Annotated in this window: 10 protein-coding genes; 6 read left to right on the top strand and 4 right to left on the bottom strand. The window is 64.8% G+C overall.

Features of this window, described 5'->3' with window-relative positions; all coding sequences use genetic code 11:
• Nucleotides 1-10: 10 nt before the first annotated feature.
• The 3 genes from X744_RS165870 to X744_RS165880 form a co-directional block, all read right to left on the bottom strand.
• Complete coding sequence (locus X744_RS165870; protein ID WP_023757307.1) at nucleotides 11-1,360, bottom strand: LLM class flavin-dependent oxidoreductase; 1,350 nt, start codon at nucleotides 1,358-1,360, stop codon at nucleotides 11-13.
• A gap of 54 nt (nucleotides 1,361-1,414) precedes the next feature.
• Nucleotides 1,415-2,347, bottom strand: coding sequence for a TauD/TfdA family dioxygenase (locus tag X744_RS165875; RefSeq protein ID WP_023757306.1), 933 nt, complete (start codon nucleotides 2,345-2,347; stop codon nucleotides 1,415-1,417).
• A 486-nt stretch (nucleotides 2,348-2,833) separates the two neighbouring features.
• Complete coding sequence (locus X744_RS165880) at nucleotides 2,834-3,952, bottom strand: FAD-binding oxidoreductase (RefSeq protein ID WP_023757305.1); 1,119 nt, start codon at nucleotides 3,950-3,952, stop codon at nucleotides 2,834-2,836.
• A 116-nt stretch (nucleotides 3,953-4,068) separates the two neighbouring features.
• Here X744_RS165880 and X744_RS165885 point away from each other — a divergent pair, with 116 nt between their 5' ends.
• The 5 genes from X744_RS165885 (at nucleotide 4,069) to X744_RS165905 (ending at nucleotide 10,793) form a co-directional block, all read left to right on the top strand.
• The gene (locus X744_RS165885; protein ID WP_023757304.1) at nucleotides 4,069-4,974 is read left to right on the top strand and encodes a LysR family transcriptional regulator; all 906 of its coding nucleotides are present in this window, start codon (nucleotides 4,069-4,071) and stop codon (nucleotides 4,972-4,974) included.
• An 87-nt stretch (nucleotides 4,975-5,061) separates the two neighbouring features.
• A complete protein-coding gene (locus tag X744_RS165890; protein ID WP_023757303.1) occupies nucleotides 5,062-7,140 on the top strand; it encodes a hydantoinase/oxoprolinase family protein in 2,079 nt (692 codons plus the stop codon).
• 4 nt (nucleotides 7,141-7,144) lie between these two features.
• Nucleotides 7,145-9,130, top strand: coding sequence for a hydantoinase B/oxoprolinase family protein (locus X744_RS165895; protein WP_023757302.1), 1,986 nt, complete (start codon nucleotides 7,145-7,147; stop codon nucleotides 9,128-9,130).
• Nucleotides 9,127-9,429 carry a (2Fe-2S)-binding protein gene (locus X744_RS165900; protein ID WP_023757301.1) on the top strand — a complete coding sequence of 101 codons (303 nt, stop codon included), beginning with the start codon at nucleotides 9,127-9,129 and terminating at the stop codon, nucleotides 9,427-9,429. The genes X744_RS165895 and X744_RS165900 overlap by 4 nt, the downstream gene beginning before the upstream one ends.
• Nucleotides 9,426-10,793 carry an FAD/NAD(P)-binding oxidoreductase gene (locus X744_RS165905; protein WP_023757300.1) on the top strand — a complete coding sequence of 456 codons (1,368 nt, stop codon included), beginning with the start codon at nucleotides 9,426-9,428 and terminating at the stop codon, nucleotides 10,791-10,793. Before X744_RS165900 ends, X744_RS165905 begins: the two co-directional genes overlap by 4 nt.
• A gap of 40 nt (nucleotides 10,794-10,833) precedes the next feature.
• Here the strand turns inward: X744_RS165905 and X744_RS165910 are convergent, their stop codons facing one another.
• Nucleotides 10,834-12,159, bottom strand: a complete 1,326-nt coding sequence (locus tag X744_RS165910) for an FAD-binding oxidoreductase (protein WP_023757299.1) — start codon at nucleotides 12,157-12,159, stop codon at nucleotides 10,834-10,836.
• A 224-nt stretch (nucleotides 12,160-12,383) separates the two neighbouring features.
• Here X744_RS165910 and X744_RS165915 point away from each other — a divergent pair, with 224 nt between their 5' ends.
• Complete coding sequence (locus tag X744_RS165915) at nucleotides 12,384-12,860, top strand: Lrp/AsnC family transcriptional regulator (protein ID WP_023757297.1); 477 nt, start codon at nucleotides 12,384-12,386, stop codon at nucleotides 12,858-12,860.
• Nucleotides 12,861-12,866 lie beyond the last annotated feature (6 nt).

Here is a 12,866-nt window from a genome sequence, read left to right as displayed (position 1 = left end):
CTTCAGAGGGTTATTCGGCGGCCAGCACGGTCGAGCGAGCTGATGTCCACGGGTTTTCGGGACGTCGGAGGCCAAGGTTCTCGCGCAGCGTCCGCCCTTCATAGGCGGTGCGGAACAGGCCGCGGCGCTGCAGCTCCGGAATCACCAAATCGACAAAATCGTCGAGCGCACCCGGCAGCCACGGCGGCAGGATGTTGAAGCCGTCGGCCGCCTCATTGGTGAACCATTCTTCCAGTTGATCTGCCACCTGGGTGGCGCTGCCGATGACTGTGTAGTGGCCTCGCGCCGTCGCCACCCACTGGTAGAGCTGGCGGATCGTGAAGTTGTGCTCGTCGGCAATCTGGCGGATCAGCGCCTGACGGCTCTTCATGCCTTCAGTTTCCTTGGCTACCGGCAGCGGTCCGTCGAGCGGATAGCCGGTGATGTCGAGCGTCTGGCCGGCCAGCGCGTTGAGCAGGGCGACGCCGTCCTCGGGCAGGATGAGACCATTCAACTGCTCATATTTGGCGCGGGCTTCTCCCTCGGTACGGCCGACGAAGGGTGCCACGCCAGGCATGATCAGCACCTGGTCGGGATCGCGGCCGACAGCCGCCACGCGCGCCTTGATGTCGCGGTAAAACTCTTGTGCCGTCTCGAGCTTTTGATGAGCGGTGAAGATCACCTCGGCCGAATGCGCGGCCAGCCCGCGCCCATCCTCGGACTGCCCGGCCTGCACCACCACCGGATGCCCCTGCACAGGGCGCGGCACGTTGAGCGGACCCTTGACGCTGAAATGCGCGCCCTTGTGATTGACGTCGTGCAGCTTGTCCTTGTCGTAGAAGCGGCCCGACTGCTTGTCGCGGATGAAGGCGTCGTCCTCCCAGCTGTCCCACAGCGCCTTGACGGTCTCGACATGTTCATGCGCCCGGGCATAGCGGTCGGCATGGTTGGGCTGGACATCGCGGTTGAAGTTCTGGGCGGTCTCGTCGCCGGCCGAGGTCACCACATTCCAGCCGGCACGGCCGTTGGACAACAGATCAAGCGACGCGAATTTGCGCGCCAGCGTATATGGCTCCTCATAGGTGGTGGACGCGGTGGCGATGAAGCCGAGATGCGTGGTGAGCGGCGCTAGGGCCGCAAACAGCGTCACTGGTTCGAAACCGGCGATCTTGGCATTGCCGCCCTCGCGGGCGCCGAGCCCGACCGTCAGATTGTCGGCGAGGAAATAAGCGTCGAACAGGCCGCGCTCGGCGGTCAAAGCAAGCTTCTTATGGAATTCGAAGCTCGTGGCGCCGTCGGCCGGCGCGTCGGGATGGCGCCAGGCGGCAATATGCTGTCCGCCACCAGGCAGGAAGGCGCCAAGCTTGATCTTTCTGGGCATCGTCAGTTCCCTTTGTTTCCTTTGTCGCATGGAGTTGAAGGAGGTTCGCTCTGCTCAGGCGGCCTTGATCCTCGCCGGCTTGGCTGATTTCGTACGGCTGACGCTGCGCCGTCCGTCGACTGCAATGGGCACGTCACCGTCGACAGTGGCGCGGCGCACGACCCGGCGCTGATCGCCGTAGTCATTGACGGCGTAGTGCTGCGTCGCGCGGTTGTCCCAGATCGCCACGTCCCCCGCTCGCCAACGCCAGCGGACGGTGTTTTCAGGGGCGGTAACGTAGGATTGGAACAACTCGTAGACCCTGTGGAAGTCGCTTCTGGACAAGCCAACGAACCGCTGCACGAAATTGCCCAGAAGGAGGGTGCGCTCCCCGGTCTCCGGATGCACCCGGACAACGGGATGCTCGGTCTCGTAAATCGTGGAAGTAAACACCTCATCGAAGTGTTTTGTTTCGGCTTCGGTCGCCCGGGGTCTCACCGCGGCGTAGTCATAGGCATTGCTGTGAACGGCCCAAAGATCGTCCGCGAAACGCTTCAGCGTTGGCGGCAAACTCTCATAAGCTGTGGCCGTGTTTGACCAGATCGTGTCGCCACCAGCCGACGGAATAACCACGCCGCGCAAGACCGAGAACTTGGGATAGGCGTCAACGAAGGTGACGTCGGTATGCCACTGGTCGGCGCGCCCGCCACCGCGGCTGGAGTCAAGCTCGAGGATCGACGCTGTGCCGACCACAGGCCCTTGCGTCGGATGCGGAACGAGGTCGCCGAGCTGTCGGGCAAAACGCTCCTGCTCGGCATCGTCAAGGTGCCCCTGGTCGCGGAAGAACACGACCTTATGGCGCAGGAGAAGCTGATTGATTGCCACCACGACCGCATGTGGCAGGTCACCGGATAGATGTACGTTGCGGATCTCTGCACCGACACGTGCTGTGAGTGGCGTGACGTCCACTTCCAGTGCGGCTGCATTGGTGAGATCGGGATTTGTCATGGTAATCTCCAGGCGAATTGAGCGTTGGTTGGGGAGTACTCAAACTGGCCGATGGCCTGCCGGCGTAGGGAGGAACTGGCCGATATTCTTGGGCATAATGGTTCGGTCCTGTCGGCTCTTGGAAAAAGTCAGTCGCAGTCACGACAACGACGACAGAGTAGTCATTCTACAAATTCTATAGAGAAACCAGATTGCGTGTTTTACTCTGCTATTGAAAATTCTCAGTCGATAAAGCGCGAAGAGGATGGCTGAGATGCCAAGCCGACCGGCGCACGGGCTTAAGGTTGAACCGAGCAAGGCAACTGAAACCGGCTGACAACCTAATCTTAGTCTGAGGTGCGAAGCGAAGGCTGGAGAAGGCAAGGCAACCGCAGACGTTGCCGGCGGCAGCATTTGCCCAAAGCACAGTTCATCCGGCGCCATGATTGAGCCTGACGTTCCGTGCCTTCTCGGGTGTGACGCGGACTGAAGCTTTTCGCCGCAGCTTCAGATGCCTTGGTTGAATCGATCGATTCTGAAATCGCCGAGCGGCGTTTCACAACGGTCAGTCATGATGAGTTCGGCCATGGCGTCGCCCACGCCCGGGCCGAGCTGGAAGCCGTGTCCGCTGAAGCCGAAGGCGTGGAACAGGCCCGGCGTCGTCGCCGAGCGCCCCATGACCGGCAGCATGTCCCTGATATAGCCCTCGCAGCCGGACCATGTGCGGATGACTGCGACCCGGGCGATTGCCGGCAGCAGCCGCGCGACGGCGCGCAATTGCAACGCAAGGCCCATGGGATCGGCGACCGCATGGCCTGGATCGAGGCTTGCCGACACTCTTTCGGCCGCGCCGCCGAAGACGATGTTGCCCCGCTCGACCTGGCGCAGATAGGCGCCATGCTCCTTGTTGCGCGTCCAGATGCCCACCACCGGCAGAATCCGATTGGGCAGCGGCTCGGTAACACCCATCTGCGGACCGCGGGCGTCGATCGGTACCTCTTCGCCGAACTGTGCGGCAATGCGCGCGCCCCAGGCTCCGGCGGTGTTGAGCAGGCAGTCGGCGGCGAATGCACCTTTCGAACTGGCGACAAGGAAACCGCAGCCCGTGTACGTGATCTTGTCCACCTCGGCTTCCTCGACGATTTCGGCGCCGAGCTTGCGTGCAGCTTCGGCGAAGGCCGGCGCGATCAGCCGCGGATTGGCGCTGCCATCTTGCGGCGAGAACGACGCCGCGATCGCCTCGGGACCGAGTCCGGGAAAGCGCGCGCTAATCTCGCGTGGGCGGAGTTCCTCCAGATCGAGCCCCCACGGTCGCGTGGCTTGCGCATAGGCCCGCATGTCGGCAAGGCTTCCTTCATCGAAGATCAACCGGATGTGACCGGTGGCGCGAAATTCCACGTCACGGCCAAGCATTCTTTCGGCCTCGCCCCACAGCCTGAGCGAGCGGTGGGCGAGTGGAAGCTGGGACAGATGGCGCCCCGTGCGCCGGATGTTGCCGAAGGAGGCGACTGTCGCTCCGGTGCCGATCCGGTTGCGCTCGACCAGCGTTACGCGCGCGCCACGCCTAGCAAGGAAATAGGCCGAAGCCGTTCCCATAAGCCCGCCGCCCAGCACGATCACATCCATAGTCGTTTCCCAGTGCAGAGCGGCTGATCCTTGGATGTGCCCATCTTGTTCGCGCCGCGGTGTTGCGTCAAAGATGCGTTTGGACAGAAGCCATAAGCTCTACCTATGGAGTGGCAATGCGGGCCCGGCAGCTTGAAGTCTTCATCGCCGTCATGCGCGCGGGCACCGTGACTGCCGCGGCCCGGATGCTGAACATCTCCCAGCCCGCCTTGAGCCAGATCGTCATCCACACTGAGGATGAACTCGGCTTCACGTTGTTCGAGCGCGTCAAGGGCCGGCTGCGGCCGACCCCGGAGGCGCTCGAGATATTCGCCGATGCCGAGAGGCTGTCGGCGGGGCTGGAGGGTTTGCGCCGCAAGACTACCGACCTGCGTCTTGGCCGGACCGGGCTGGTGCGGATCGCGGCCTCGCCGCCGCCCGCCATGGCGATATTGCCGCGCGCCTTCACCGGATTCCGGGCGCAGCATCCAGAGATACTGCTGCGGTCTCATATGGCTCCGATCGCCGCGATCATCGACATGCTGCGTGCCGGCGACGTCAGCCTCGGCGTGGCCATGGACGACCGGCTGCCTCCGGACATCGAGGCGGAAGTGATCGGCAGCGTCGGCTTCGCCTGCCTGCTGCCGACCGGGCATGCGTTGGCCGGGAAGACCGAGCTGACGCTCGCCGATCTCGCCAGCGAGGACTTGATATCCTATCGCGGAAACACCCGTCCCGCCGACGAGCTGGCTCACGCTGCCCGCGCGCAGGGTGTGGCGCTTTTGCCGTCGCTCGAGATCGACGTGTCGATCTCCGCGGTCGGCTTCGTGCAGGCCGGCCTGGGTGTCGCCCTGGTCGACGCGTTGCTGCCCTGGCATCAGTTTGCCGGGATTGCCGTCCGGCCGCTCTCGGCAGGCCCGGAGTTTCCGATTGCGCTGCTGACGTCGCGCACGCGGGCTCTTTCGCGGGCCGATGAGATGATGCGCGACCAAATCCGTGCGGCCTGCTCCCTCGTGCTGGGCGGTGACAAGGCAAGGGCATAAGCAAGACTTATATCATTCGTCGTCATACGTCTTGGACCTCGCCATCCTGTCATGTCAGCTTTGGAGGCAGACAGGAAGGGACGCATCATGGATGGTGCCATCGCGGTGGACGAGGCGCAAAACGAAGCCGACTGGAAGGTCGGCGTCGACATCGGCGGGACATTCATCGATTTCTGCGCGCTGGAAGCCCGTTCCGGACGAGTGGCCTCGCTGAAAGTGCTGACAACGCCGGAAGATCCGGGTGCCGAACTGATCACGGGCCTCACGCTTCTTGCCGAACGTGAAGGTTTTGATCCGACCCGCATGACGCGCTTCGTGCACGGTACGACCATTGGCATCAACACCATCATCCAGCGCAAGGGCGCACCGCTCGCGCTGTTCACCAATGCCGGCTTCGAGGACGTCATCGAACTGGCGCGGCTGCGAATGCCGGACATGTATTCGCTGTTCTGCTCGCGGCCGGAGCCGCTGATCTCGCGCGACATGGTTTTCGGCATTCCGGCCCGCATGCGTGCCGATGGGAGCGAATCCCAGGCGCCGGACATGGCGGCGGTAAAAACGGCGGTGGCAGTGGCGAAGGCGAACGGGGCGCAAGGTATCATCGTGTCCTTCCTCCATGCCTGGCGCAATGCCGCTCAGGAAGCCTCGGTGAAGGCGACGATCGCGCGTCTTGCGCCGGAGCTCTTCGTCTTCTCCTCGGCCGAGGTCTGGCCGGTCATCCGCGAATATGAGCGTAGCTCGACCGCCATCCTCAACGGCTATGTCCATCCGCGCGTCTCGGGCTATTTGACGGCGCTGGAAGAGCGGCTGAAGGACCACGGCGTGCCGGCCCGCCCCATGCTGACTAAGTCGAACGGTGGGCTGATGAACGCTGCCGAAGGCAAGCGCGCTTGCGTGAACATGCTGCTGTCGGGAACTGCCTCCGGCGTCATCGGCGCCTCGTGGCTGGCGCGTCAGGCCGGAGAGGACAAGATCCTTACCCTCGACATTGGCGGGACCTCGGCCGACTTCGCTCTCATCATCGACGGCGAGCCGCAATTCGGGACAGGCGAACTGATCGGCGAATTTCCGCTCCATATCCCCTCCGTGTCGGTGAGCTCGATCGGTATCGGCGGCGGCTCGATCGCCAGTGTCGATGCGCAGGGAGTGCTGCGGGTCGGACCGGAATCGGCCGGTTCGACGCCAGGACCCGCGTGCTACGGCCGTGGCGGCGAGCGGCCGACGGTGACGGACGCGATGGTGGTGTGCGGATGGCTTGGTCACAGCGAGATGGCCTATGGCCAGCTCAGAATCGATACCGGCCTGGCCCATCGCGCGGTCGGCGAGCTTGCCGCCCGCCTCGGCCGCCCCATTGAGCAGACCGCGCAGGCAATCCTCGACATCGCGGTGTCGGAGATGTTCGTCGAGGTCGAGAAGCTTGCTTCGCGCGCCGGCGTCGATTTGCGCGATTTCACGCTGATGCCTTTCGGCGGCGGCGGCCCGATGCTCGGCGCCTTTCTTGCCCGCGAGCTCGGCATGAAGCGCGTCATGGCGCCGCGCCGTCCCGGCGTGGTATCGGCGTTGGGCGGTCTGGTGGCGGATCTGCGCGGCGACTTCATCCGCACGGTCTTCACCCCATTGTCGGGCGCTACGCTCCCCGCAATTGGCGAGGCGTTCGAGGCGCTCGCGCATGAGGGGCGCGGCTGGCTTGCGGCGCAGGGGCACGACTCGGCAGCGGAACTCACTATCTCCTGCGACATGCGCTACTTCGGCCAAAGCTATGAGATCGAAGTCGTCCTTTCGCCGCAATGGCTGGCAGACGGCGACGTAGCCGCTATCGAGCAGGCCTTCCATCTTACCCACCAGCGGCTTTACGATTTCCACGATCCGGACGGCGAGATCGAGCTTGTCGATATCAGGCTGTCTGCCATAGGCGCCGGGCCGAAACTCTCGCTTCTGGAGACCGAAGAGGTCGACGTTGCGGCCACCCCGGCGCGCCGTCTCCCGGTCTACACCGGTGCGAGCGTCGAAACCGTCGACCTCCACGACCGCCAGGCCCTCGTGTCGGGCAGCACATTCGACGGACCTGCCGTGATCGTTCAGGAAGACACCACGTTCGCCATTCCCGCAGGAGCGCATGCACGGGTCGACCGCTATCTCAACCTTCTGCTGACCTTCGCGGAGTGAGGCCATGTTTGATCGGACAAACCTTCAGGTTCTCGCGAACCATGCCCGCGCGGCGGCTGAAAACATGGCCCATACGCTGCACCGCACAGCGCACTCCGCCTTCGTCAAGGAGACGCAGGATTTTACGGTCATGCTGATGGATCGTTCGGGAGCGACCTTCGCCGTGCCGATGGAGCTTGGTGCTACCTGGTATCCGGGGCTTTCCTATCACCGCGCTATCGCGATGGTCGGCGACTACCGGCCGGGTGACGTTGCCTTCACCAACGATCCCTATTCAGGCCACGTCGCCACGCACGCGCCCGACACCCATTTGTGGAAGCCCGTCTTCGTCGATGGCGAGATCGTCGCCTGGACGGGAGGGCACATCCACAATACCGACATGGGCGGCGCGGTGCCGGCCTCGCTCAGCCGCGCGCTGACCGAAATCCATCAGGAAGGCATCCGCTTTCCTCCCATGAAGCTGGTGAGAGAGGGCGTCTTCGACGAGGCGATCCTGCGGATCATGAGAACGAATGTGCGCAAGCCAGATCTCAACATCGGCGACATCAAGGCCCTGGTCGGCGCGCTCAACACCGGCGAGCGCAAGGTCCAGGCAATGGTGGGGAAGTTCGGCAAGGCCGGCTTCGTTGAAGGTGTTGCGGCTCTTCTCGATCATGCGGAGGCGCAGGCGCGCGACGTGCTGCGCGCCATGCCCGACGGCACATGGGAATTCTGCGACTATGCCGACGAGGATTCCGTCGAGGCCAATCCGTGCCGGCTGAAGCTGACGCTGACGATCAAGGGCGATGAGGCGGTGCTCGACTTCACCGGCTCCGATCCGCAGCTCGGCTCTTCGCTCAACGTGCCTTCGGGTGGCGACCCGCGACACACCATGCTGCTGGTGGGTGTCTACTACGTGCTCTACACGCTCAATCCGAAGATCCTGCTCAACACGGGTCTGACCCGGCCGTTCACCTGCATCGCACCCACGGGTTCGGTGCTGAATCCGATACACCCCGCGGCTGTCGGCATGCGCTCGCTCACCTGCGCCCGGCTGCGGTCGGTCATCTTCGGCGCCTTCTCGCAGGCAGTGCCGGAGCGCCTGCCCGCGGCGCCGGCCGGCAACAACTGCATCGTCAACGTCATGACCACGGACGAGCGCACCTACCGGACCATCATCACAGCGGTGAATCCGGTGGTGGGCGGCGGCGGGGCGATGCCGCATCGCGACGGGACCAACGGATCGGGCGCCGATGCCGCCTATCTCAAGAACACGCCGATCGAGATCACCGAGACCGAGACCCCGGTCGAATTCGTGAAATACGGGCTCGCCAAGGACAGCGGCGGGGCGGGCCGCTGGCGCGGCGGGCTGGCGACCGAGATGGCCTTCCGCGTCTTTGCTCCCGACTCCAGGATCACGGCGCGCAACCGCGACCGCAGCTTCTTCCGTCCCTGGGGTGTGCTGGGCGGCAAGGCCGCCGGCCTGTCGGACATGGTCGTCAATCCAGGAACCGGGCACGAGCGGCGGCTGGGCAACATCGACACTGCGGTTCTGCAGCCCGGCGACGTGCTCGAGATCCGCTCCGCCGGAGGCGGCGGGCGCGGCGATCCGTATGAACGCGAGGCCTGGCGGGTCGCGCAGGATGTGCGGCGCGGCTATGTGTCACCGATTGTTGCCGAGCGCGACTATGGCGTCGTCATTCGCGATGGCGAGGTCGACGAGCAGGCGACCGCGAGGCTGCGCGCGGGGCACAAGCCGTCCGCTGGCCATTTTCATTTCGGTGCGGAGCGGGAAGGCTACGAAGCGCAGTGGACTCCGGCGGCCTATGATCGGCTCACCGCCATATTAAGGGATCTGCCGATCCATTGGCGGTTCTTTGCCAAGACGGAAATCTTCCGCCGTATGAAGGAGCGCTCCGGGCCGGAGGGTGTCCAGGCGGCTTTCGATGACGTTTGCGAACGCTTTCCCGAACTGCCGCGTCCTCACCCTGTGCGAGAGGCCGCGGAATGATCACGACCGGCCGTATCGTCCGGCTGGCCGAGCGCGACCGGGCGGCGGTGCATTTCTTTCTCGACGGGCAGACCGATAGTGCTCTCGCGGGCGATACTGTGTTGACCGCGATGCTGGCGTCAGGACACGCCTTGCGAATGTCCGAGTTCGGACCCGAGCCGCGCGCCGGCTTCTGCCTGATGGGAGCCTGCCAGGATTGCTGGATATGGCAGGAGGAGGGGCCGCGCCTGCGGGCGTGCACAACCCTGATAGCCGAAGGCATGCGGTTGCGCACCACGCCGCCGCAGAGTTGGCCGTGAGTGAGGCCCCGTCGCCGCGGATCGTGATCGTGGGCGCTGGCCCAGCCGGCATAAGGGCGGCGGCGGCACTTGTCGATGCGGGCCTCCATCCGGTGGTGATCGACGAAGGGCAGCGCGCCGGCGGCCAGATCTATCGTCGCGCACCTGACGGGTTCGTCCGCACCCCGGAGCAGCTCTACGGGTCGGAGGCGGCGAAGGCGCGCGCGCTGCATGCGCTGTTCGATCGGTTGGCGGCGGACGGGCGGCTCACTCATTGCGCGGGACGCTCGGTCATCGCCGTGCAGCAAGATCGCCTGCACGTGCTGGGGGAGGGCGGCATGCAGCTAGTCAGCTATGACCGCCTGATCCTTGCCACCGGCGCATCCGACCGTGTCGCTCCGGTCCCGGGCTGGCAGCGCGCCGGCGTCTACAGTCTTGGTGCGGCGCAGATCGCGCTCAAGGCGCAGGGTGTGGCGCTCGGGCAGCGGATCGTCCTGATCGGATCGGGGCCTTTGCTAACGTTGGTCGGCGCCCAGCTTGTCAAGGCTGGAGGGAATGTGGCGGCAGTATTGGATACCTCCTCCTGGCACCAGCAAATGCAGGGGTTCTGGGACCTTGCCGCCCGGCCGTTGGTCGCGCTACGCGGTCTGGTCCTGCGGGCGAGGCTCGGCGGCCGCTACCATGCGGGCGTGACGCTCGAACGGATTGATGCCGACGGGAAGGGTGTCACAGCGATGCGCTGGCGCGACGCCGGCGGAAGGCAGCGTCTCACTCCATGCGACACGATAGGCATGGGCTGGCACCTGCGGGCGGAGACGCATCTGGCCGACCTGGCGGGATGCGCTTTCACCTATGATGAGCGGTGGCGGCAATGGCTGCCAAAGACCGACCGGATGGGGCGTGCCGGCAGGGGCGTCTACCTAGCAGGCGATGGGGTTCGTCTTTTGGGAGCGGACGGCGCGGAGATCGCGGGGCGTCTGGCTGCGGCGGCATGCCTTGCTGATCTTGGATTGCCAGCGCCCTCCACGGCGGGCGATCTGCGCAAGCTCTCGCGGCTCGAGCGCTTCGCCCGCGGCCTGGCTCGCGCCTTTCCTTGGCCGGCGGCGATGGTGCGGGCACTCCCCGACGACGCGGTCGTCTGCCGCTGCGAAAACGTGACTGCCGGAGCCGTACGTCAGGGTGTGGATTTCGGCGGGGGCGAGGCCAACAGGGTGAAGTCGCTATCGCGCATCGGCATGGGGCGATGCCAGGGGCGCTATTGTCAGTTGGCCGGTGTCGAACTTATCGCGGCGCAGACCGGCTGCACGCCTGGCGCTGTCGGCCGGTTCCGCGGGCAAGCGCCTGTCCGCCCGGCGCCTATCGGCGCCTTTCTGCGGGACGGCTGATGCGATCCGTGCCGTCCTGGGATGTCTGCCTGTATCAAGTCTAGAAATCGGCAACCTTCCCCCAGGCCGAAATGTCGAAGCGCCTGGGATCATAGGATTGCGGATCGACGATCGGTTTGGAGCCGGTCATCAGATCGGCGACGAGATGCCCGGCGCCGGGTCCGATGCCGAAGCCATGCCCAGAGAACCCGGCAGCCAGGAAGAAACCCGGAACTGTATCGATCTCGCCGATGGCAGGCACGCCGTCCGGCGTGCTGTCGATGTAGCCGGCCCAGGCCGCGCTGATCCTGGTTTGGCGCAGTGCCGGCAGCAACTCGAGCGCCCGCGCGTGGGTCAGGCGGATTGTTGCCTGGTCCGGGACCGGATCGAGGATGCGCATCCGCTCCATCGGCGTCGGCTGGTCGAGCTGCCAGTGCCGGAGCGTTTCGTGGCCGCAGCGCATGCCCTGCAGGCCGCCAGGTGCGAGGCTGCGCCAGCGCTTCAGGAACATGGGCAGGAATTGCGACGAGAAGCGGAACTGCTGCGGCGTCACGTCCACGCGCCCGCGTCCGCTTATGGCGAGCGTGTAGCCGCCGTCGCCCCGGCGCGTGGCCGAGATCCTTGCTGTGTGCAACGCATCCGGCAGACCCTCCGCGCCGGGCGATACGGACAGGATGGAGGAACGGATCGACGCCTGCGGAAAACGGAAACCGAATTGGTGGCAAAAGGAGGAGGCCCAGGCGCCGCCGGCCAGCACCGCCACCTTGGTCCGGATCGTTCCACTTTCGGTGACCACGCCGCTCAGGCGTCCGCTTTCGGTCTCGATACCGCGCGCGGCGCAATTCTGGTGCACGGTGCCCCCGAGCTTGAGGATGGCGCGGGCGACCGCGGGCGCGGCCCGCGACGGATCGGCGGTGCCGTCGGTCGGGGAGAAGACGCCGCCCTTCCATGTCCGGCCCGTGGCGCGGCCTCGCTCGCTGGCCTCGGCGCTGTCGAGCATGTGCGTGATGACACCGGCCGTTTTGGCGAAGTCACGCCAGCGTGCCCAGCCGGCCAGTTCCGCCTCGTCATTGCTCAGATAAAGCAGGCCGCAGCGGCGAAAGCCGGTGTCTTCGCCAGTCTCTGCCGCAAAGCTGTCCCACAGGTCGAGGCTTCTTGTTGCCATCGGCAACTCGCGGGCGTCGCGGTTCTGCTGGCGGCACCATCCCCAGTTCCTCGAGGACTGCTCGGCGCCGATGCGGCCTTTTTCGACAAGCGCGACCTTCATACCGCGCCCGGCCAGATAGTAGGCCGCGAAGACACCGACGATGCCGCCGCCGATCACCACCGCGTCGGCGGATTGCGGCAGTTCGCCGGATGTCTCGATTTGCTGCAGCGGCGCGCGCATGATCCTCTCTACCTTGAAGCTCCAATCTACCGCGTCGCGCAGGCAGCCGCTGCCGCAGTTGAAGCCGAAGCAGAATTTTATTCCGGCAGCTCGGTCGAAATCGGGAGCCGATGCGTTTCAAAGCGCTGTCCGCTTGGATGGACAGGCCAGCGGGCTGTGCTAGTGTCAATGCCTATGAGCAAGGCAGCATTTTGTGCTGTGGCATGCGTTGTGCGGAGACGACCGTGAAACTGGATCGGATCGATATCAAGATTCTTCACGAATTGCAGAAGAACGGCCGCATCACAAATGTGGAACTGGCTGATCTGGTGCATCTGTCGCCGAGCCCGTGCCTGATGCGGGTGAAGAAACTGCAGTCGGAAGGCTACATCGAAGGCTATTCCGCGCAGATCAATATCGGCAAGCTCGGCCAGACGCTGACCGTGTTCACCGAAATCACCTTGAAGAACCATCGCCAGGTGGACTTCGCCCGCTTTCTCGCCGTGGTGGAGAAGATCGACCAGGTCATTGAGTGCCACCTCGTGTCGGGCGGCTACGACTATCTGATGAAGTTCGTCGCCGCCGGCATCGGTGAGTATCAGACCATCATGGAGCGGCTGACCGACATGGATATCGGCATCGACAAGTATTTCAGCTTCGTGGTGCTGAAGTCTCCCATCGTCAAGGCGCATATACCGTTGCCCAGCCTGTTTCCTAGGTGAGGCTGC

The sequence above is a fragment of the Mesorhizobium sp. LNHC252B00 genome (genome assembly GCF_000502955.1).
Classification (GTDB): Bacteria; Pseudomonadota; Alphaproteobacteria; order Rhizobiales; family Rhizobiaceae; genus Mesorhizobium.
Note: the sequence above shows the minus strand (reverse complement) of the source record. Positions and strands in the feature narration are given on the sequence as shown.

What these genes read in the sequence shown, in the direction of transcription:
- X744_RS165910 (WP_023757299.1), bottom strand. Translation starts at nt 12,159, where the DNA reads ATGCGCGCGCCGCTGCAGCAAATCGAGACATCCGGCGAACTGCCGCAA.
- X744_RS165890 (WP_023757303.1), top strand. Translation starts at nt 5,062, where the DNA reads ATGGATGGTGCCATCGCGGTGGACGAGGCGCAAAACGAAGCCGACTGG.
- X744_RS165885 (WP_023757304.1), top strand. Translation starts at nt 4,069, where the DNA reads ATGCGGGCCCGGCAGCTTGAAGTCTTCATCGCCGTCATGCGCGCGGGC.
- X744_RS165880 (WP_023757305.1), bottom strand. Translation starts at nt 3,952, where the DNA reads ATGGATGTGATCGTGCTGGGCGGCGGGCTTATGGGAACGGCTTCGGCC.
- X744_RS165870 (WP_023757307.1), bottom strand. Translation starts at nt 1,360, where the DNA reads ATGCCCAGAAAGATCAAGCTTGGCGCCTTCCTGCCTGGTGGCGGACAG.
- X744_RS165895 (WP_023757302.1), top strand. Translation starts at nt 7,145, where the DNA reads ATGTTTGATCGGACAAACCTTCAGGTTCTCGCGAACCATGCCCGCGCG.
- X744_RS165900 (WP_023757301.1), top strand. Translation starts at nt 9,127, where the DNA reads ATGATCACGACCGGCCGTATCGTCCGGCTGGCCGAGCGCGACCGGGCG.
- X744_RS165875 (WP_023757306.1), bottom strand. Translation starts at nt 2,347, where the DNA reads ATGACAAATCCCGATCTCACCAATGCAGCCGCACTGGAAGTGGACGTC.